The organism is Bacillus sp. JS (assembly GCF_000259365.1).
GTDB classification, from domain to species: Bacteria; Bacillota; Bacilli; order Bacillales; family Bacillaceae; genus Bacillus; species Bacillus stercoris.
Map to the genome: position 1 here is coordinate 2,823,583 of NC_017743.1, position 20,445 is coordinate 2,844,027.

Sequence of the window (20,445 nt, forward strand, 5' to 3'; positions counted from 1 at the left end):
TGAGATCATGCTTTTTTATTTTATTTTTTCGCTTCAGCTACTGCCTTTTTGACAAACTCATCAAGAGAAATCGTTTCAGAGTTCTGTTCACCGTATTTCCGGACGTTTACCGCGCCGTTTTCTGCTTCTTGGTCACCGACCACCAGCATGTACGGGATTTTTTGCATCTGTGCTTCACGGATTTTGTAACCGATTTTTTCATCACGGCTGTCGACCTCAACACGCAGGCCTTCACGCTGCAGGCGTTCCTGTACCTTTTTTGCGTAGTCTAAATGCACAGCCGGAGAAACCGGGATGACTTGGAACTGAACCGGTGCAAGCCATGTCGGCAGTGCGCCTTTGTGTTCTTCGATTAAGAAGGCGACAAAACGTTCCATTGTTGAGACGACGCCTCTGTGAATGACAACCGGACGGTGCTGCTTGCCGTCTTCACCGATGTATGTCAGATCGAAACGTTCCGGCAATAAGAAATCAAGCTGAACCGTAGACAATGTTTCTTCTTTGCCGATTGCAGTTTTTACTTGAACATCAAGTTTAGGGCCGTAGAATGCCGCTTCACCTTCTGCTTCGTAATAGTCATGGCCGATTTCGTCCATTGCCTCTTTCAGCATGGATTGCGCTTTGTTCCACATTTCATCGTCATCAAAATATTTCTCTGTATCTTCCGGATCGCGGTAAGACAGACGGAATGTGTAATCACTTAAACCGAAATCCTCATATACATCCTGGATTAAACGGACTGTACGGATAAACTCATCCTTAATTTGATCCGGGCGCACAAAGATGTGTGCATCGTTTAACGTCATTCCGCGTACCCGTTGAAGCCCTGACAGCGCACCTGACATTTCATAGCGGTGCATCGTTCCAAGCTCTGCAATACGAATCGGAAGCTCGCGGTAACTGTGAATGTCTTGTTTGTAAATCATCATATGGTGCGGACAGTTCATCGGACGCAATACAAGTGTTTCATTGTCCATTTCCATCGGAGGGAACATGCCTTCCTGATAATGGTCCCAATGCCCTGATGTTTCATACAGCTCTTTGCTGCCAAGCACAGGTGTGTATACATGCTCATAGCCGAGGCTGATTTCTTTATCGACAATGTATCGCTCGATGACGCGGCGGATTGTTGCGCCTTTTGGCAGCCAAAGCGGCAGGCCTTGTCCGACTTTTTGAGAGTTCGCGAACAGCTTTAATTCTTTGCCGAGCTTTCTGTGGTCGCGTTCTTTCGCTTCTTCTAGCATACGAAGATGCTCTTCAAGATCAGCTTTTTTGAAGAAAGCTGTACCATATACGCGCTGAAGCATTTGGTTTTTGCTGTCACCGCGCCAGTATGCGCCTGCAAGGCTTAACAACTTAAATTCTTTGATTTTCCCGGTTGAAGGAACGTGGACGCCGCGGCACAGGTCAAAGAATTCGCCTTGCTCATAGATCGAAACGGTTTCTCCTTCAGGAATCGCATCCAATAGTTCAAGCTTCAGGTCGTCACCGATTTCCGCAAAACGGGCTTTCGCTTCTTCACGGCTGACTTCTTTTCGAACGATCGGAAGGTTCGCATTGACGATTTTTTTCATTTCTTTCTCGATTTTCGGCAGATCCTCCGGTGTAATCGCTTCGTCCATTTCTACGTCGTAGTAAAAACCGTTTTCGATGACCGGACCGACGCCGAATTTAACATCCTTGTAGATACGTTTAATCGCTTGAGCCAATAAGTGAGCCGTACTATGGCGCATAATTTGAAGACCTTCTTCCGAGCCTTCTGTAATGATTTCCACTGTACCGTCTTCATTGATCGGCGTTCTCAAATCGATTTCTTTTCCGTTCAGTTTTCCGGCTAATGATTTTTTCTTTAAGCCCGGACTGATGGATGCCGCGATATCTTCTGTTGTTGTTCCTTTCGCAAACTCCTTGACTGCTCCATCAGGAAATGTGATTTTTACCATATCTGACATCTTTGTCACTCCTTTTTTTGCATATAAAAAACCCCGCCCCCTATGAAAGGGACGAGGTTGAATAAACGGAATCGTGGTTCCACCCTTTTTTCCGCAAAGCCAATACGGCACCTGCGGCTCTAAGCTCTGTAACGGGAGTTCCCGTCAGCCATTACTGTTCCTTTTCAAGGGGTTCACAGCTGAAGTTCAAAGGCGGTAAAGCGAATGGTCCTTAGCTGGGAAGCTTGCAGCCGGGGCTTCCCTCTCTTTGAGCCGGTATCATTCCTTCGTGTCCTTATCAATACGTGTGTCTTTCTTAATCTCCTATGTATTATAAATTGTTCAATCTAAAAAATCAACACGGCCGCGTTTCCTTTTTTTAAACCGACAGCCTTATATATACAGGCTGCCGGCCCTTATCCTTCCGATTGCTTCACCGTTGTTTCTGCATCTGAAAAAGCGTGCAGCGGAAGCATTTCCACTCTTTCTTGAAACACGTTTTGAATGGTCCTTGCCATCATGTGCTCTGGCTGGTCGGTATAAAGCACGACTTCATCAGGCGCAATGGAAATCAGAGGCGCGAGCAAATGAGAATCAATATACATAGGATGATCCCGGACAAACCGCCTGTCTATGTATTTCATTTTTTCCCGTTCCGGCACATAGCGCAGCTCCCATAATGTAAAGGAACCATCATGGACAATATGCACTTTTTTGATACGCGGCTGTTTGGCGTTTACATAGTCTCTGAGTGTTTGAATAAAGTTTTGATATTCCTGTTCCATCTTATATTCATCAATCGCTGCTTCTGTAATATCTCTCAGCTGCTTATAGTATGATCCAAGTCGGAAGGTCTGAAAAGAGCGAATGTAAAATACGCCTTCCTCTAAACAGATCGTTTGGAGTTCATCCAAAATAGATTGTTTCCGTGAAAGCTTCAGCGGCTCAAACTGAAGATCGTCTGCTTCACCTTCCATAATACTGTGTGCGAGCTGAAGAATTTGCTGCTGTTCATCCTGGTCAGTGAAACAATATGTTTCCTCAATCAATGACAGCATATGCTCGTCTTCTTTGCATTCCAAAAAAAATTTGACCAGAATCGGCTCCATAAAACGTTGAATAGAGAAAGCCGGCTTCGCTTTTTTAATCCCGATTTTTCGTATGCCTTCACGGACAATGATATTGTTCCGATCGTCCGAATGCTGAATGAGATGTAAAAAAGCGGCTGCATCATGGTCATCTTCAAAGATTATTTCAAGCATGTTTGTCCCCCCTTACGGCATCTGTTACAAGTATATGGGGGATGTTTTTAAAATAGACGTAAAGGTCACTGGCAAATCTTAATTTGATTCCTGGAACAAGTTTTGCATTTTCTTTCTGAAGATTAATGGCAGCGAAATAAACACGATATACAGAGCGAGAACAAGAAAGAAAGCTGGCAGATTACCAGACAAAAAGCTTGCTCCCAGAACATTCAGCGCAATGGTCCCAGGGATGATTCCCACAGCCGTCGCCGCAAAATACGGCATCGCTTTGACATTGGAAAGGCCTGCCGCATAGCTGACGAAATCAAAATTGATCGGCAGGATTCTTAAAAGGAAGATATAGAAAAATCCGTTATCCTCCATTTGCTTCTGGATGGCTTCAAGCTTTTCATAATAGCCGTTCTTTTTCGCCGCAAACAAACCGGCCGCAAAAAACGAAACAGCTGAAGCACACATTGAACCGACTAACGTATAAAACGTGCCGAGAAGCGGACCAAACGCAAGTCCGCCCGCTATTGAAATAACAGACACCGGAAATAAAACGAGCGGCCTGACGATGGATATCCCGATAAACATCAGCGGAGCAAAAACACCGAACGACAATACCCATACCCTGATCTCTTTCGGCGATACATTCAAATATCTTTTATTTCCCCAAAAGATTAAACCTGCACCTGCCAGCACTGCCAGCCATTTAAAAGCGGTTTTTCGTTTCATACCCTCAGTTCCTTCCCCTTTGAACCGCAGCAGTTACGGATGGCGGCGGTTCTCTCCGTCAAGGCGGATCGGAGCAGCCAAATATAATATCCGCTCCATTAATCTTGCCGCTTTTACTTCTTCCTTTTCTCCCCTTTGCGAATACGTAAAATGATGCTTCAGCTCGTCAGGTGAGAAATTAGAAGAAAAGAAAGTGGGCAGCTGCTGGGACATTCTGTGTTGAAGCACTGTTCCGATGACTTCATCCCTTACCCAGCTTGTCATTGATTCAGCTCCGATGTCATCTAGCATCAATACGGGTGTGGTCTTTACCATATTGAGCTTCTCTTCTAATGTTTGGTCTTGCAGCGAATTTTTAAGCTCTCTCACAAATTCGGGCACATAGACAATCATGGATGAATATTCTTTTTCAGCCAGCTCATTGGCAATCGCAGCGAGCATAAACGTTTTTCCCACCCCGAATTTCCCGTATAAATATAGTCCTTTGCCTTTTCCCGTCTCGTTATAGCTTTTCAGAAAATCTGTAACATGCTGGAACATCGCGAGCCTGCTCGGGTCACTGATATCGACCTGCTGGAACGTCGCACCGAGAAGATCCTGCTGGATATACATGCTTTTCATAAGAGACTTTTGTTTTTTCTGCTGGTCGAGCTTCCGTTTAATTGGGCATTCATAATATTCGATATCAATAGACCGCCCATTGACAACAAGCTTCGGATGGTAGCCCTCCAACAAATTGTTGCAATTTTCGTCTTCCGAACAATAGGAGCAATTCTTGCTTTGTTCGATATATTCATAAAGCTTATTTAAGCTTTTTTCGATCATTTTTTGGTCAATCACTTCTTCATTTTCCTTCAAAAATGCTTGAACATCTTGATCTTTCATGACCTTTTCCTTCATTTGTTCAAGACGTTTTTGAAAATCCGGCCTGCCGGTTACGCCCTGCAGGGAACGGCCGATTGGTTCCATCTATTCCTCACCCCGCATCTCTGTCTTTAATAGGCAGAGTATTTTTTCAGTTTTTGCATTTCTTCCATCATCTTTTTCTTCTGTTCTTCCAAATCTTGCGGATGCAGCTTCTGCTGTCCGGATTCTGAATCGGACGCTGTTTCTTTTTCTTTCATCCAGTCAGGAAGCTTTTCTTCGCGAATCACTTTTTGGTTTCGTTTCGAAGACTTTGTTTTTCCCTCAGCCCATTCAAGGTATTGGCGGTTCTCTTCTATCGCGAGTTTCATCGCTTCCCTGACCGTTTTCACCTTTTTTCGTGCCCAATGTGACGCGATTTTTTGAATATAGTTTTTCGACAGCTTCATGTCGGTTTTCAGCATGACATAATAAATTAACACATTTGTGACGCCTGGCTCGAGTTTCTGTTCGAACATAATTTCTTCTATGATTTTCAGATCCGCTTTTGACGGCTCTGTTCCGTCAGCAATGTCCTGCAGAAGCTTCTTCGGAGAAATCGTCTCCAGCAATGCGATCAGCTTCCCGTCCAGAGAATCCTCTTCTACCGGTTTTTCGCCTTCACGCAGATGCACCGGCTGTGTTTTTTCCACTAAATCGGGCAGCTGTCCGTTTCTTTCGATTTGATACCAGTCGCTGGCCGCTTTTCTTAATGCCTCCGTCGTAATGACATCATGCTCATCAATTGCGCTCATCACGACATTTTGCATCTGCAATGGGTCAATTCCGTACAGATAAGAAAGCTTTTTGATTGTGTCCCGCACCTGCTGGGTCATCGCTTTTCTCGGAATCATCGTCTCAGAAAGTCCCGCTAAAAACAAATCAAAATCAAACACATCCTCCGTTATAGTGTAGGACGGAGCCTGTCCGACAGAAGTATACTCGTTCCCCTCGGCAAGTCTTACCGTTTCCTCCATATCAGATGTGAGCTTCCATTCACTCGGCTGCAGCGATTCAAACGCGTGATTAAACGGCCGCGTAATGTCCTTCGCATCTTCTGAAATGGCCGGGTGCGTAAAAAATTGTTTTAATTGCTGATATTTCGTTTTTCCGACCCTGTTGTACAGAAAAACATTCAGCATTCCGTCTTCAAAAAATTCATTTGGCCTGAGCGGCGGAAGGAGTTCATATATAAAGAGGCGCTCCTGCCGCTCGGATTCTTTCATATATACTTTCAGCAATCCGATGCCCTCGAGCTTCCCCTGTTCCTGATGGATCGTTTTTAAGTTGGACTGTGTCATCCCCATCAGCTGTCTATGTGTGGACTCTCCGCCCCACAGACGGTTTTGTTCAAGCTCTCCCCACAATGTCATATAAAGAGAGAATGCAACTGGGCCGATTAAGGGCTGGTACAGTTGTGTAATAATTTGTCTGTCAATATCCTGCAGCATCGATCTGCTTTTCACCACATACGGGTCTACAGGCAGTACATCTTTCCAATAGTCAGCCATACATTCTCAAACCTTCCGAATTTGTTTCTACCTTTCATTTTACACCGTTTCTTATATCTATCAAATGCCAATTTTGCACATGAGAAAAGAGCTAGAAGAATCCTCTTAGCTCTTTTAACGCTCTTTCTTTATTAAGTCTTTTAATTCGTCGATAAAGACGTTTATATCTTTAAACTGCCGATAGACGGACGCGAACCGCACATATGCGACTTCATCAATCTTAGCCAGCCGGTCCATGACCATTTCTCCGACGAACTCACTCTTCACCTCAGAGCAGCCTTGATTGCGAAGTTCTTTTTCAATATCAAAGCACATGTCTTCAAGCGTTTTGAGTGAAACAGGCCTTTTTTCGCATGCTTTTATGAGGCCGCGCAGCATTTTTTCTCTGCTGAACTCCTCACGCACACCTTCTTTTTTCACAACGATGAGCGGGGTTTCCTCCACTTTCTCAAAGGTCGTAAACCGGTAGTGGCAGGATTCACACTCGCGTCTTCGTCGAATCGATTTTCCGTCATCTACAGGCCGTGAATCAAGGACTCGCGTTCCGTTATGCTGGCATGAAGGACATTTCAATAAAATCAGCTCCCAACTATATCGTTCCCTGCAATGTATTTTCGGCAGCCTCCGCCTTTTGTGACAGCATCTGTCGGGAGAGCCGTTGTTCAATATGTTTCTATAGCATTAGGTGGTTTGTGAAAATCTCCTTCTTATTTTACAAAAAAAATGAAAAAAGAAAAAGCTGACACTCTCGTTTCTTTATAAAAATAAAAGGAGCATAAGCTAAAAAGCGCATAATGGCCTTCTAGCTTTAGCTCCCTTTGTGTTCGCATTTACTTTATAGTACTTTCGCTTGCGCCTGTTTAATTTGCACAGGCCCCATTCCTCTCGGTATTTCAATGTTTTCTCTTGTATCAGCATGTAATGCCTCTGCGATGTAATCAGCAGCAACATTAGGATCTAAGTCTCCACAAGTATAAACATCAATGCTCGCATATCCGTGCTCAGGAAAACTGTGAATCGTTAAGTGTGATTCAGAAATAATCACAACTCCGCTTACGCCTTGCGGTGCAAATTTGTGAAATGCAACCTCGCGCACCTCAGCACCTGATTTTAGAGCAGCATTTACAAACGTTTTTTCAATAAAATCCATGTCATTCAGCTTATCAAAATCGCATCCCCATAGCTCGGAGATAACGTGACGCCCCATTGTTTCCATAGTCATGGACCCCCCTTAACAAGAATTAAAAAGTGAAATTCCAACAACTGGGTCGGCCATTTACCACGGGGGAAAGTTAGTCCGGAGAGGTCCTAACCCTTTAAGTAATTCCGAAACAGTCTCAAGCAAGAAGTTCACGAAAAATAGTATACTGTGTTTAAGTCTAATTTGCAAGGTGCGTTTTTTTAGAAATATGCTGTTAAGGGTTTTTTCTTTAAAATGTGTCCATGACCTTATTTTATACAGCAGACGGATGTTTCATTCGTGCCGCTACATGGCGGATCAAATCAACAACTCTGCAGGAGTAGCCCCATTCGTTGTCATACCACGCCAGCAACTTAACTTTTCTGTCTTCCATTACCATTGTTGTAAGCCCGTCAATGACCGCTGAATGCGGATTTGTATTATAATCAGTCGATACAAGCGGTTCATCTGAATAATCAAGTACACCGTACATCGACGTTTTGGCAGCGCGTTTAAATGCCTCGTTTACGTCTTCAGCCGTAACATCTGTTTTCAGATCAACTACGAGATCAACCAATGAGACGTTCGGAACAGGGACACGCAAAGCGAGGCCGTGAAGCTTTCCTTTCAGATGTGGCAGCACAAGCGAAAGCGCCTTTGCCGCTCCTGTTGTCGTCGGAATGATGGATTCACCGCAAGCCCGCGCCCGGCGCAAATCTTTGTGCGGGTTATCAATATTTTTTTGGTCATTCGTATACGCATGAACTGTAGTCATCAGCCCGCTCTCAATGCCAAACTCTTCATCCAGCACTTTTACAACAGGCGCAAGGCAGTTTGTCGTGCATGACGCATTTGAAATAATCACATGGCGCTCAGCGTCGAATTGGTCTTCATTTACCCCCATCACAATGGTAACGTCTTCATTTTTTCCCGGCGCAGTCAAAATGACTTTTTTTGCGCCCGCTTCTATATGGCCCATCGCTTTATCTTTTGAATTAAACTTCCCTGTTGCTTCGACGACTATGTCAATATCATATTCCCGCCAAGGCAGCTGTTTTGGATCACGGCTGTTTAACAAAAGCACTTTCTTTCCATTTACGATCAGGCTGTCTTCACCAGCCACAACCTCTTTATCGTATCTGCCGTGAATTGTGTCATACTTTATTAAATGAGCCAGCGTTTCTGCGGAATAGCTGGCGTTAATGGCCACTATTTGAATTTGATCGTCTAACATCGCTTTTCTGAAAACCATTCTTCCGATTCTTCCAAACCCGTTGATCGCTACTTTTACCTTCATGTTGGACACCCCTTATCAATTATGCCATCCTAATATGTTACTATCTAAAATTAGTATAACACATTAAAACAAATTCGCCAGTACATATTGATAAAAATCAACGATTATAACGCTAATTTATGATACATCATATGTTTTCTTGCACAAAATATCAGGCGTAAAGCCAAAAAGCAGCCAGCGCTCTGCACTGACTGCCTTCATACTTATGATTCCTGTTTCAACTTATCATTGAGCACACTTTCTTCTAACACAGAAAATGTATCTCCGTACACTCTGTTAATATGATTCGCTCCCCAAGCACACAGCATATCTAATATCCCTTCTAAGCTGCGCCCGTATTCGCTGAGCTCGTATTCCACTTTTGGAGGAACCTGATTATAAACAATCCGGTTAATGACACCGTCCGCTTCCAGCTCACGCAGCTGCTGGGTCAGCATCTTTTGCGTGATGTTGGGCATCAGGCGCTTTAATTCACTCGTGCGTTTTTTTCCGTGCGTCAGATGGCATAAAATCACGCATTTCCACTTCCCGCCAATCACTTCGAGAGTCGCTTCAACAGAAATGTTATATTTTTTCTTCTCCATACAATCCATTCTCCTTACAGGCACCAAAAAGTGACTATAGCACTTAAAAGTACGTACTTTTCTTTCCTAACGATATGTTTCATAATCACATTTGCCGGCTGATTTGAATCTGCTCTTTTTTATTTATATAGCTTACTCAGCAGAATTTCAATCATACAACACACATACAAAGGAGGAACATCATGACTTCAGCCAATAAAAGCAGTATTCCTGCACTCCTGGCTTTGGCCGTAAGTGCATTCGCTATAGGGACAACCGAATTTATCAGTGTCGGCCTTTTGCCGCTCATTGCTGATGACCTGCATATTCCAGTCACAACAGCGGGATTGACCGTTTCCCTTTATGCGCTCGGCGTTACATTTGGAGCACCTATATTAACTTCATTGACCTCAAGCATGTCTCGTAAGACACTATTGCTTTGGATCATGTTTATTTTTATTGCCGGTAATACGATGGCAGCAACCGCTTCAAGCATTGGGATTTTATTAGCAGCCCGTGTGATATCGGCATTTTCACACGGTGTGTTTATGTCAATTGGTTCGACAATCGCAGCGGATATTGTCCCGGAGAATAAAAGGGCCAGCGCGATTTCGATTATGTTTACCGGCCTTACTGTGGCAACTGTAACCGGAGTTCCCTTCGGCACATTTATCGGCCAGCAGTTCGGCTGGCGTTTTGCCTTTATGGTCATTATCGCCGTCGGAATCATTGCTTTTATTACAAATGGCATTCTTGTACCGTCCAAATTACGAAAAGGGACAAAAACAACGATGCGGGATCAATTGAAGCTTGTGACAAACGGCCGGTTATTGCTTTTATTTGTCATTACAGCTCTTGGGTACGGAGGAACATTCGTTGTATTCACATATCTGTCTCCCCTGCTTCAGGAAGTAACAGGCTTCAAAGCCGGAACTGTTGCAGTGATTCTGCTCGGATATGGAATCGCTATCGCTATCGGAAATATGATTGGCGGAAAGCTGTCTAACCGAAATCCGATTGCCGCTTTATTCTATATGTTTATCGTACAGGCAATCGTTCTATTTGTACTGACATTTACGGCCTCATATCAAGCAGCAGGCCTCATCACCATTCTCTGTATGGGATTGCTGGCCTTTATGAACGTGCCCGGCCTTCAGGTGTATGTCGTCATGCTGGCTGAGCGTTTTGTCCCGAGTGCAGTTGACGTCGCATCCGCGATGAATATCGCTGCCTTTAATGCAGGGATCGCGCTTGGCTCATACCTTGGTGGTGTGATCACCGATTCAATCGGATTGATTCATACCGCTTGGATAGGCGGATTAATGGTGGCCGGAGCAGTTATTTTAACAGGCTGGAGCCGCTTGATGGAAAAACGGGATCGGCAGGAAGCCTGACAATTTTAAAGGAGGAAATAAACATGACAACACATTTACAAGCAACAGCAACACTTCATAATGGGGTAAAAATGCCTTGGTTCGGCCTCGGCGTCTTCCAAGTGGAGGAAGGATCTGAACTGGTAAACGCAGTTAAAACTGCCATTGCCCACGGGTACCGCAGTATTGATACTGCAGCTATCTATGGAAATGAAGCTGGAGTCGGAGAAGGGATTCGGCAGGGCATTGAAGAAGCAGGCATTTCAAGAGAGGATCTGTTTATTACATCGAAAGTATGGAATGCTGATTTAGGCTACGAGGAAACACTCGCCGCATTTGAAACAAGCCTGTCAAAACTCGGTCTGGATTATTTAGATCTATACCTCATCCACTGGCCTGTAGAAGGAAAGTATAAAGATGCTTGGAGAGCGCTTGAAACATTGTATAAAGAAGGCCGTATCAAAGCAATCGGCGTAAGCAACTTCCAAATTCACCATCTTGAAGATCTGATGACGGCAGCTGAAATTAAGCCTATGATTAACCAAGTGGAATTTCACCCGCGCCTCACACAAAAAGAATTGATAAGTTACTGCCAAAATCAGGACATCCAGATGGAGGCTTGGTCACCTTTGATGCAGGGGCAGCTGCTGGATCACCCTGTATTGGCTGACATCGCTCAAGCATATAACAAATCTGTCGCACAAATTATTTTGCGCTGGGATCTGCAGCATGGCATCATCACAATTCCAAAATCAACGAAGGAACACCGCATTAAAGAAAATGCAAGTGTCTTTGACTTTGAATTAACACAGGATGACATGAACCGAATCGATGCCCTGAATGAAGATTTGCGCGTCGGCCCTGATCCGGACAACTTTGATTTTTAATGGCAAAAAACACCGTTCATATTGAACGGTGTTTTTGTATTATGCCCAGCTGTTGATGATGTCATCAAGCTGCCTTTTGGTCTCTTCGAGCGTGCCGCTGTTATCGATGACTTGATCTGCTCTTGCTGCCTTTTCCTCTAAGGGCATTTGAGAGCGAATACGGCTGACTGCTTCTTCTTCCGTCAGCTGATTGCGCTTCATCAGACGTTCCAGTTGGAGCTCTTTTGTCACACTGACCACAATAATTTTATCAACCAATGATTCCAATTTGCTTTCGAACAAAAGCGGGATATCCAATACAACAAATGCCTCCCGATTTGCAATGGCCTCATCACGGCGCTTGAGCATTTCCTGCCTGACTGCGGGATGAACAATTGCATTTAAGGCGAGACGCTTTTGTTCATTTGTAAATACCAGCGCCCCAAGCTTTTTTCGATCTATATCGCCATTTGAGAGCAGGATGTCTTCACCGAATTCGTCAATGATTTGCCGGTAGGCCGGCATCCCTTTTTCTACCGCTTGTTTTGCAATGATATCTGCATCTATAACTGTTATTCCTTTTTCAATCAGCATATTGGCTACCGTGCTTTTGCCGCTAGCTATTCCTCCCGTTAAACCAATGACTAAGGTCAAGAGATCCACTCCTTTTTACAATTTCCAGAGCCCAATCGTGATCAGCAGAAGCCCTGGCAAAAACGCCATTTTATCGATCCATTTCCACTTAGACAAAAAATGGCCGGCATTGATTCCGATTGATACAAACAGTGAGCTCATGATTGCCACGGCGATGCTCATCACAATCGGTGAAAAACCGAGAATGGCTGCGCCTATACCCGCCCCAAAGGCATCAATCGATAAGGCAAATCCCAATAAGACCGCCTCAATTCCATTGATCACACCCGATTTGTCGATATCCGCACTCATCGGTTTTCTCAAAATATGAATCACAATCCCTAATGACCGAACCTCTAAATTAAGCAGTGTTTTTTCATGCAATAGGTATTCTTTGTCTTTCGCCGGTTTGAAAAATTGATACAGAACCCACGCACCAATTCCGACCAATATCAAACCGCCAAGCTTCTCCGTCACATATACAGGAAAAAACTTTGTGAGAAAGCTTCCGATCAGCATGGATATAAACATGACAGCACCGGAACAGCAGGCGATAACCAAAATCGCTTTAAACGGTATTTTCATTTTTCTCAATCCGTACGTAAATCCGACTGAAAAACTGTCCAAGCTGACAGCCAACGCCAGCAGCAGTATAGAAACCATTTGCATATCCGTTTCTTCCTTTCTGTTGGTGCTCTTGTATCAGATGTGAAATGCCCGGGATTCATCACAATCATATATATGGGAAAGTGAAAAATCCGTGTTTCAAAAATGGCATCCTCTATTACAGAGTTACTGATATATGCACCGACAGCTTGGACGATGAAGCTTTATGCTGCTATTTTTTCTGGCACCTTGCGCAAAAATGCGTGCCCCTTCCCCCGACGACAATTTTCGAAATCATCGTTCCGCAATTTTTGCATGGCTTGTCTTTTTTTCCGTACACAAAATGCTGCAGCTGGAACATTCCGATTTCCCCTTGGGAGTTGATATACGAGCGGACTGTGCTGCCGCCTGCATCAATCGCTTCCTGCAGGGTATTTTTGATTTCAGCGTGAAGGGTTTTGATTGTCTGATCTGATAATTGATTTGCTTTTGTCTCGGGATGGACACCCGCTCTGAAAAGAGCCTCGTCCACATAAATGTTCCCTAGTCCGACGACCGTTTTTTGATCCAGCAGGGCAGTTTTGACAGCGCGGTTTGTTTTGGCAAGCCGTTCTTTTAAATATGCACTCGTAAATTCTTCTGCATCCGGCTCCGGACCTAACTGAGAAAGCGGGAGCTCGCCCGCCTCTTCTCCCGGTTTAAATAAGTGCATGGTTCCAAACTTCCGAACATCTCTGTAACGGAGCTGGGTTCCATCCGTCATCGTAAATATGACATGCACATGTTTATCGTCTGGCTCCTTCGCTTGATGAAGCCCGTATTTCCCTTCCATTCGCAGGTGGGAAACCATGACATAATGATCTAAATGAAACAGCAAAAACTTTCCCCGTCTTCCGATAGACTGTATCGTTTCTCCTGCTAGATTTCGCGCAAATTCCTCCGGCTCGGCAGGCCGTTTGATGATATTCGGCCATCTGATCTCTACCGATTTGATTGTTTTTCCCTTTACAAGCCCGGTCAGAGTGCGCCGGACCGTCTCAACCTCTGGTAATTCCGGCACATCCATCACTTCCTATCTCTGTTTATTTCGCATCGTACCAAGATGGGCCTGATGCAAAGTCCACCTTTAACGGCACATCTAATGCAAGCGCATGCTCCATTACTTCAGGAACAAGCTTTTCAAGAATTTCAATTTCCTCCTGTGGCGCTTCAAATATCAATTCATCGTGTACTTGAAGCAGCAGCCTTGCTTTCAGCTGTTTTTCTTTCAGCTTGGCAGCCATGTCAATCATAGCTTTTTTGATGATATCAGCGGCGCTTCCTTGAATCGGTGTATTCATGGCCGTCCGCTCCGCAAAACTGCGGATATTAAAGTTTCGGCTCGTCAGCTCAGGAATGTAGCGGCGTCGATGCATAAGTGTTGTTACGTACCCTTTTTGCTTCGCGTCCTGAACTGAATCTTCCATGTACGCTTTTACGCCTTGGAAGCTTTCCAGATAGCGGTCGATAAATGCACCGGCTTCCTTTCTGGTGATGCCGAGGTTCTGTGACAGACCGTAATCACTGATGCCGTAAACAATGCCAAAGTTGACCGCTTTCGCCTGGCGTCTCATCGCAGATGTTACTTCATCCTCAGCAACATGGAACACATCCATTGCTGTTTTCGTATGAATATCCATATCGTTTGTAAAAGCTTCGATCAGATTTTCATCCTTTGAAATATGGGCAAGCACCCGCAGCTCGATTTGTGAATAATCGGCTGCAAAAATGAGCCAGTCTTTTTCAGACGGCACAAAAGCTTGGCGAATTTTTCGTCCTTCCTCAAGCCTGATCGGAATGTTTTGCAGATTCGGATCAGTCGAGCTGAGACGGCCAGTTTGCGTTAAGGCCTGATTAAAGCGCGTGTGCACTTTATGCGAATCAGGTCTCGTCACTTTTAAAAGCCCTTCGATATATGTTGATTGGAGCTTGCCAATTTGTCTGTACTGCAAAATATAGTCGACAATATCATGCTTGTCAGCCAGCTTTTCAAGCACATCGGCAGACGTAGAATAACCTGTTTTCGTTTTCTTTACGACAGGAAGGCCAATTTTTTCAAACAAGATGACGCCGAGCTGTTTCGGAGAATTGATGTTAAACGGCTCTCCCGCGATCTCATGGATTTTTTCTTCATATTCCTTCAGCTTCGCACCCAGTTCTTCACCCATCCGTTTTAAACGGTCAACATCGACCTTGACGCCAGTTGATTCCATTTCTCCGAGAATAAGCGCAAGAGGCATTTCAAGCTCTTCAAACAGCTCAAGCTGATCATTGTTTTCCAGCTCCTGAACAAGCTTTTCCCGAAGGCTTTGAATAGCTAACGCTTTTCGGCCAAGGTGCTCAGACAGTACGTCTTCTGACGGCACTGCCCGTTTTGCCCCTTTGCCGTAAACTGATTCATCGCTCGAAACGATATGCAGGCCATAATCCTTGGCCACACTCGCAACGTCGTCATATGAATTGCCCGGGTTGATGATATAGGCCGCAAGGAGCGTATCAAACTCGGCACCCTTTAGCTCAATGCCCTGCCAGCGCAAGGCAACAACAGCCCGCTTGCTGTCGAAGACCCATTTCTTCTGCTCGTCATTTTCCACCCATTCTTTAAACACCTCAGACTCAACGGCAATGTCTTTCGGAATGAAATAAGCTCCCGTTTCATTTACGATCGAAAATCCGAGAATCGGCTCTTCATGATAATTATCGCCAATCTGTTCAACGACAAATGCAGATGGAGAAACCAATATACCGCTGGTTACGTCTGTAACGATTTCGACATTAATGTCTTCTAACGACTGATCCTGCTCCGCTTCTGCACTGTCTTCCCCAAGCCGTTCAAGAAGCGTGTTGAAGCCAAGATCTTTAAAGATGGCAATGACCTGTTCACGGTTAAAGCCTTGATATTCCAGGCCGGAAACAGATACCTCAATCGGAGCATCCGTCATAATCGTCGCAAGCTCCTTGCTCATCAATGCCTGATCCTTAAATTCCTCAAGCTTTTCCTTCAATTTCTTTCCGCTCACCTCGTCAATGGACTCCAGCAGCTTTTCAACGGAATCAAATTGTTTTAAAAGCTTAATCGCAGTCTTTTCTCCGACGCCGGGCACACCCGGGATATTATCTGAGGAATCGCCCATCAGACCCTTCATGTCAATGATTTGTTCAGGCGTAAGCCCGTATTTCTCTTTGACATGCTCCGGTGTGTAAAATTCAACATCGGTAATTCCCTTTCTCGTAATGGCAACTGTCGTGTTGTCCGTTGCCAGCTGAGTTAAATCCTTATCTCCTGAGAAAACCTTTACTTCAAACCCGTCTTTTTCAGCCGATTTGGCCAGTGTACCGATAATATCATCCGCTTCATATTGGTCCAGTTCATAGCGGCTGATCTGATAGGCATCAAGCAGCTCGCGGATAAAAGGCATTTGTTCGGAAAGCTCAGGCGGGGTTTTCTGTCTGCCGCCTTTATATTCTTTAAATGTGCCGTGACGAAATGTTGTTTTCCCGGCATCGAACGCAACCAGCATATGCGTCGGTTTTTCATCCTCAAGCATTTTCATCAAAATCATCGCAAAGCCGTATACAGCATTTGTATGAACACCTTTGTCATTGCTTAACAGCGGCAATGCAAAAAACGCCCGGTAAGCCAGACTGTTTCCGTCTACAAGCACTAATTTTTTTCGTTCCGTCATTCAATTTCCTCCTAAGAAGCCTCACGCTTCCATTCATCTCTTACATAGTCATTAGCTCCTCTTATTTTAACAAAGTTCAATTTGAAAGGAAAATACGTGAACTATAAGAGAACACACAAAAAAGGACGGGAACACAAATAGGTTCCCGCCGTCAAAATTGGCTCCTTGGATGAAGGGGTTCTACTACATCCTACCAGCATAGGTTTAACAGTGCATGAAGATATTGTTAAACCTTTGTAAACATTAGGCGGACTTTTCAGCGGCCCGTTTCAGCGTCACGGTAAAGACAGTTCCCCGTCCAGGCTCGCTTGTGACATCAATTTTCCCTTCATGAGCCTCTATTAAATGCTTCACAATCGCAAGGCCCAGCCCGGTTCCCCCCGAATTCCTGCTTCTGTCTTTATCTACGCGGTAAAAGCGTTCAAAAATGCGCGGAATTTCTTCTTTCTGAATTCCGATTCCGGAATCGGCGACCTCAATCTGAATGTCTTTTTCTCTGGGCTTTACATTGATAGCCACTGAGCCTCCCTCAGGCGTGTAGGTTAACGCATTGTTTACGAGATTAAGAAATACCTGTTTCAGCCTGTACGGATCACCTGACACATATTGAGGGTCTTTCGGAATATTCAGTTGCAAGGAGATGCCTTTCTCATCGGCCTTATGCTTCAGAAGCGTTTCAATCTCACAAAGCATTTTGGCCGGCTCAAACGTATCGATACTGAGCGTGAAATTTTGCTGCTCGATTTTTGAGAGATCGAGCAAATCCTGAACCAAAGACTGAAGTCTTTCGCTTTCCTTAAGAATAATAGAGAGAAATTCAGAAAGCGCCTCTTTGTCCTCCATCGCCCCATCCAATAACGTCTCCGTAAACCCTTTTATGGACGTAATCGGTGTTTTCAGCTCATGAGAAACATTGGCCACAAAATCCTTCCTCATCTGCTCTAATTTCTTTGTTTCCGTCATGTCATGGAAAACAAGCACAATTCCTTTCCATTCATCGTCCGGCCCCATAATCGGAACGCCGTCCACTTCAAAATAACGCCGTTCTATTTTGATCGGAAGTCTTAACAGCTTGCATTTCTTTGTCTCCGTCATAAAAATATCTTCGACTAGCTGGATCACTTCTTCATGTTCAAATGCATCGTGATAAAGACGGCGCAGCATCTGATTCGGATTGATATGAAACTGCTTGGCGTAAGACCTGTTTACAAGATTAATAAAACCTCTTCCGTCGATCATAATCAGTCCGGAGCCAATGTTTTCAATGACTGTCAGCAGCCGATCCCGCTGCATTTCCTGCGTTCGGGTCATTTCCATCAGATCAATGGCAAGGCTGTTCATCGCACGTCCAAGCTTATCAGAGCGTCTGATATAGCCGCCGTACGTCCGTGCATCATAGTTCCCCTTAGAAAGTTCTGTGGCTACATTTGTCGCTGCTTCTATTGACTTTTTATAACGTGAGGTCATGCTGGAATAAAAATAAACAATGACGATAAATGCGGTACAAAGACTGGCCGTCAGCATTCCCCACAATTCGCCTTTCAAGCCGTCGCTTTTTTCAGAGGCGGAAAGCAGCACATATCCTGTTTTTTCACCTTCGCTTCTAAGTGAAAGTCCGTAATAAAGCTTGTTATCTGCTGTTGAAAGAATCCCCTCATGGCCAGAAACAAGCGCCTGCACCTTTTGGGAATCTGCCGCTCTCCCGTTTGACCCATACAGCACCTTGCCGTCTGTATCAATAACGGCTGCACTCACATCAAGCGCCTCGCCTGCATCTTTAATGATTTTCTCGTTTGCTCGATCATTTAGATTGCCGGCATCAAGTAGCGAAGCCATGTATTTTGCTTCTTTTTCAATGTGTTCCTCTGCTTTCCTTTGACCAGATGTTTCAAAGAGCTGCTGTAAAAACAGCCCGAGGACACAAAACACCAGAATCAAACAGACAACGAATACAGAAAAAAGGCGCACACGGTTTTTATTCATTCATTTTTGGCTCCTCCAGTTTATACCCCAATCCCCTAATCGTTTTAATATAGATCGGTTTTTTGGTATTATATTCAATTTTGTCGCGAAGATGGCTGATATGCACATCAACTATTCTCGTATCTCCGGCAAAATCATAATTCCAGACTGCACTCAGCAGCAGATCTCTTGTCAGAACTCTGCCTTTATGTCTGCCTAAATAAAGCAGCAGTTCGAATTCTTTCGGTGTCAGTTCAAGCTGATTTTCTTTAAAGTACGCTTCATAATGATCAGGCAGGATTTTCAGATCGCCAATTACGATCTGGCCTTCCATGTCATCGTTCTTCATTTCACTAGAGGGCGCAGCCATTTCCGAACGCCTTAAAATCGCTTTGACTCTCGCATTTACTTCCCTTGGACTGAACGGCTTGGTCATATAATCGTCAGCACCAAGCTCAAGCCCTAATACTTTATCGAATTCCTCATCCTTCGCTGTCAGCATTAAAATGGGAAACATCAGTTTTTGCTGTCTCAGCTGCTTGCATACTTCGATTCCGTCCAGTTTTGGAAGCATCACATCAAGCACAATCAAATCAGGTTTCTCTGTTTCCGCTTTTTTGAGTGCTTCTTCCCCATCCGAGGCGGTAATAACATCATAGCCTGACCGTTCCAAATTGTACTGTAAAAGAGTAACAATAGATTCTTCATCATCCACAACTAAAATTTTCTTGTTCATGCTGTGCCTCCAGTATTATAATTCCCCGACATCCTATTTCTCTATTTTATGTCATCTTAACATGTTTCATGATTTTATTTTAGCGAAAGCAGGACATTCCGACAATTCGCCTTTTACACCATTTTTAAAAGAAATACAAACGATAATGGTAGCGCTTTCATATATAGTAAAAAGAGAAAGGCTGTATCAAGCAAGCCTTTCTCTCTTTTTATTAGGATAATACTTTCATGACATTTTTGACAGATTCAACTGATTTATTCAGCTGCGCTCTTTCATAGTCTGTCAGTTCAAGTTCAATGATTTGTTCAAGTCCGTTGCCGCCTACAATTGTAGGAACGCCAAGGTAGATGCCTTCATAGCCGTATTCCCCTTCAAGATAAGCAATTGTAGGAAGGACGCGGCGTTGATCTTTCAAGATCGCTTCGACCATTTCTGTCAGAGAAGCCGCAGGCGCATAATACGCGCTTCCGTTTCCAAGAAGATTCACGATTTCGCCTCCGCCTTTTCTAGTGCGCTCCACAATTGCGTCAATCCGTTCTTTCGGAATGAGAGTTTCAAGCGGGATACCGCCGGCATATGAATAACGCACTAGCGGCACCATATCGTCACCGTGTCCGCCGAGTACGAAGCCAGTCACATCTTTCACTGACAGGTTTAATTCCTCTGCTACAAATGTTCTGAATCTCGCCGTATCAAGCACACCGGACTGGCCGATTACACGCTCTTTAGGGAAGCCGGATTCTTTGTACACCGCGTATGTCATTGCATCAACAGGATTTGTCAGCACCACAATAATAGAGTCAGGAGAATATTTCACGATTTCCCGTGTAACGCTTCTCATAATCTTTTCGTTTGTAGAGACCAGATCATCCCTGCTCATACCAGGTTTTCTTGCGATACCGGCTGTAATGACAACAATGTCAGAGCCAGCTGTATCCTCGTAATTGGATGTTCCCGTAATTTTTGCGTCAAAGCCTTGAACCGGGCTTGCTTCAAGCATATCAAGCGCTTTTCCCTTTGTCGGGTTCTCCAATTGCGGAATGTCAACAAGAACAACGTCTGCCAGCTCTTTTTGAGCGATTAAAAATGCAGTTGTAGCTCCGGTAAAACCTGCTCCGATAACAGAAACTTTTTTACGAGTATTTCCCATGTCTCTCTTCTCCTTTATGGCTAGTTT

18 protein-coding genes are annotated in these 20,445 nt (G+C 44.4%); 2 read left to right on the top strand and 16 right to left on the bottom strand.

The window, feature by feature from the left end; all coding sequences use genetic code 11:
* Nucleotides 1-20: 20 nt before the first annotated feature.
* From thrS to MY9_RS14390, 9 genes are all read right to left on the bottom strand, one after another.
* Complete coding sequence (thrS, locus tag MY9_RS14350) at nucleotides 21-1,952, bottom strand: threonine--tRNA ligase (RefSeq protein WP_014480529.1); 1,932 nt, start codon at nucleotides 1,950-1,952, stop codon at nucleotides 21-23.
* Nucleotides 1,953-2,347: 395 nt separating this feature from the next.
* Entirely contained in the window at nucleotides 2,348-3,193 is an 846-nt protein-coding gene (ytxC, locus tag MY9_RS14355; RefSeq protein ID WP_014664929.1) for a putative sporulation protein YtxC, read from the bottom strand.
* Between the two features lie 78 nt (nucleotides 3,194-3,271).
* Entirely contained in the window at nucleotides 3,272-3,913 is a 642-nt protein-coding gene (locus MY9_RS14360) for a TVP38/TMEM64 family protein (protein ID WP_014664930.1), read from the bottom strand.
* A 33-nt stretch (nucleotides 3,914-3,946) separates the two neighbouring features.
* Nucleotides 3,947-4,882 (bottom strand): primosomal protein DnaI, encoded by a 936-nt coding sequence (gene dnaI, locus MY9_RS14365; RefSeq protein ID WP_014664931.1) that lies wholly within the window; start codon nucleotides 4,880-4,882, stop codon nucleotides 3,947-3,949.
* A 26-nt stretch (nucleotides 4,883-4,908) separates the two neighbouring features.
* Complete coding sequence (dnaB, locus tag MY9_RS14370; protein WP_014664932.1) at nucleotides 4,909-6,327, bottom strand: replication initiation membrane attachment protein DnaB; 1,419 nt, start codon at nucleotides 6,325-6,327, stop codon at nucleotides 4,909-4,911.
* 114 nt (nucleotides 6,328-6,441) lie between these two features.
* On the bottom strand, nucleotides 6,442-6,900 hold the full coding sequence (nrdR, locus tag MY9_RS14375; protein ID WP_040082169.1) for a transcriptional regulator NrdR: 459 nt from the start codon (nucleotides 6,898-6,900) through the stop codon (nucleotides 6,442-6,444).
* Nucleotides 6,901-7,162: 262 nt separating this feature from the next.
* A complete protein-coding gene (speD, locus tag MY9_RS14380) occupies nucleotides 7,163-7,543 on the bottom strand; it encodes an adenosylmethionine decarboxylase (RefSeq protein WP_003223584.1) in 381 nt (126 codons plus the stop codon).
* A 238-nt stretch (nucleotides 7,544-7,781) separates the two neighbouring features.
* Nucleotides 7,782-8,804 carry a glyceraldehyde-3-phosphate dehydrogenase gene (locus MY9_RS14385; protein WP_014664934.1) on the bottom strand — a complete coding sequence of 341 codons (1,023 nt, stop codon included), beginning with the start codon at nucleotides 8,802-8,804 and terminating at the stop codon, nucleotides 7,782-7,784.
* Between the two features lie 203 nt (nucleotides 8,805-9,007).
* Nucleotides 9,008-9,388: a winged helix-turn-helix transcriptional regulator gene (locus MY9_RS14390; protein WP_003229458.1), complete on the bottom strand. Its 381-nt coding sequence runs from the start codon at nucleotides 9,386-9,388 to the stop codon at nucleotides 9,008-9,010.
* Nucleotides 9,389-9,570: 182 nt separating this feature from the next.
* Here MY9_RS14390 and MY9_RS14395 point away from each other — a divergent pair, with 182 nt between their 5' ends.
* Together MY9_RS14395 and ytbE are read left to right on the top strand one after the other, a co-directional pair.
* Complete coding sequence (locus MY9_RS14395; RefSeq protein WP_014664935.1) at nucleotides 9,571-10,761, top strand: MFS transporter; 1,191 nt, start codon at nucleotides 9,571-9,573, stop codon at nucleotides 10,759-10,761.
* Nucleotides 10,762-10,784: 23 nt separating this feature from the next.
* Complete coding sequence (gene ytbE / locus MY9_RS14400; protein ID WP_014664936.1) at nucleotides 10,785-11,627, top strand: aldo/keto reductase YtbE; 843 nt, start codon at nucleotides 10,785-10,787, stop codon at nucleotides 11,625-11,627.
* 39 nt (nucleotides 11,628-11,666) lie between these two features.
* Here ytbE and coaE read toward each other — a convergent pair whose 3' ends face one another.
* The 7 genes from coaE to mdh form a co-directional block, all read right to left on the bottom strand.
* A complete protein-coding gene (gene coaE, locus MY9_RS14405; protein ID WP_014664937.1) occupies nucleotides 11,667-12,260 on the bottom strand; it encodes a dephospho-CoA kinase in 594 nt (197 codons plus the stop codon).
* 15 nt (nucleotides 12,261-12,275) lie between these two features.
* Complete coding sequence (gene ytaF / locus MY9_RS21285; protein ID WP_003229449.1) at nucleotides 12,276-12,908, bottom strand: sporulation membrane protein YtaF; 633 nt, start codon at nucleotides 12,906-12,908, stop codon at nucleotides 12,276-12,278.
* A 169-nt stretch (nucleotides 12,909-13,077) separates the two neighbouring features.
* On the bottom strand, nucleotides 13,078-13,905 hold the full coding sequence (mutM, locus tag MY9_RS14420; protein ID WP_081483636.1) for a DNA-formamidopyrimidine glycosylase: 828 nt from the start codon (nucleotides 13,903-13,905) through the stop codon (nucleotides 13,078-13,080).
* Nucleotides 13,906-13,927: 22 nt separating this feature from the next.
* Complete coding sequence (polA, locus tag MY9_RS14425) at nucleotides 13,928-16,570, bottom strand: DNA polymerase I (protein ID WP_014664939.1); 2,643 nt, start codon at nucleotides 16,568-16,570, stop codon at nucleotides 13,928-13,930.
* Nucleotides 16,571-16,813: 243 nt separating this feature from the next.
* Entirely contained in the window at nucleotides 16,814-18,553 is a 1,740-nt protein-coding gene (phoR, locus tag MY9_RS14430) for a sensory box histidine kinase PhoR (RefSeq protein ID WP_014664940.1), read from the bottom strand.
* Complete coding sequence (phoP, locus tag MY9_RS14435; protein ID WP_014664941.1) at nucleotides 18,546-19,268, bottom strand: two-component system response regulator PhoP; 723 nt, start codon at nucleotides 19,266-19,268, stop codon at nucleotides 18,546-18,548. The genes phoR and phoP overlap by 8 nt, the downstream gene beginning before the upstream one ends.
* 211 nt (nucleotides 19,269-19,479) lie before the next feature.
* Nucleotides 19,480-20,418, bottom strand: coding sequence for a malate dehydrogenase (gene mdh / locus MY9_RS14440; RefSeq protein WP_003237775.1), 939 nt, complete (start codon nucleotides 20,416-20,418; stop codon nucleotides 19,480-19,482).
* Between the last annotated feature and the right edge of the window lie 27 nt (nucleotides 20,419-20,445).

Excerpts from the sequence above, each read along its gene's own strand:
- thrS (WP_014480529.1), bottom strand. The coding sequence starts at position 1,952 with ATGTCAGATATGGTAAAAATCACATTTCCTGATGGAGCAGTCAAGGAG.
- ytxC (WP_014664929.1), bottom strand. The coding sequence starts at position 3,193 with ATGCTTGAAATAATCTTTGAAGATGACCATGATGCAGCCGCTTTTTTA.
- MY9_RS14360 (WP_014664930.1), bottom strand. The coding sequence starts at position 3,913 with ATGAAACGAAAAACCGCTTTTAAATGGCTGGCAGTGCTGGCAGGTGCA.
- dnaI (WP_014664931.1), bottom strand. The coding sequence starts at position 4,882 with ATGGAACCAATCGGCCGTTCCCTGCAGGGCGTAACCGGCAGGCCGGAT.
- dnaB (WP_014664932.1), bottom strand. The coding sequence starts at position 6,327 with ATGGCTGACTATTGGAAAGATGTACTGCCTGTAGACCCGTATGTGGTG.
- speD (WP_003223584.1), bottom strand. The coding sequence starts at position 7,543 with ATGGAAACAATGGGGCGTCACGTTATCTCCGAGCTATGGGGATGCGAT.
- MY9_RS14385 (WP_014664934.1), bottom strand. The coding sequence starts at position 8,804 with ATGAAGGTAAAAGTAGCGATCAACGGGTTTGGAAGAATCGGAAGAATG.
- MY9_RS14390 (WP_003229458.1), bottom strand. The coding sequence starts at position 9,388 with ATGGAGAAGAAAAAATATAACATTTCTGTTGAAGCGACTCTCGAAGTG.
- MY9_RS14395 (WP_014664935.1), top strand. The coding sequence starts at position 9,571 with ATGACTTCAGCCAATAAAAGCAGTATTCCTGCACTCCTGGCTTTGGCC.
- ytbE (WP_014664936.1), top strand. The coding sequence starts at position 10,785 with ATGACAACACATTTACAAGCAACAGCAACACTTCATAATGGGGTAAAA.
- ytaF (WP_003229449.1), bottom strand. The coding sequence starts at position 12,908 with ATGCAAATGGTTTCTATACTGCTGCTGGCGTTGGCTGTCAGCTTGGAC.
- polA (WP_014664939.1), bottom strand. The coding sequence starts at position 16,570 with ATGACGGAACGAAAAAAATTAGTGCTTGTAGACGGAAACAGTCTGGCT.
- phoR (WP_014664940.1), bottom strand. The coding sequence starts at position 18,553 with ATGAATAAAAACCGTGTGCGCCTTTTTTCTGTATTCGTTGTCTGTTTG.
- phoP (WP_014664941.1), bottom strand. The coding sequence starts at position 19,268 with ATGAACAAGAAAATTTTAGTTGTGGATGATGAAGAATCTATTGTTACT.
- mdh (WP_003237775.1), bottom strand. The coding sequence starts at position 20,418 with ATGGGAAATACTCGTAAAAAAGTTTCTGTTATCGGAGCAGGTTTTACC.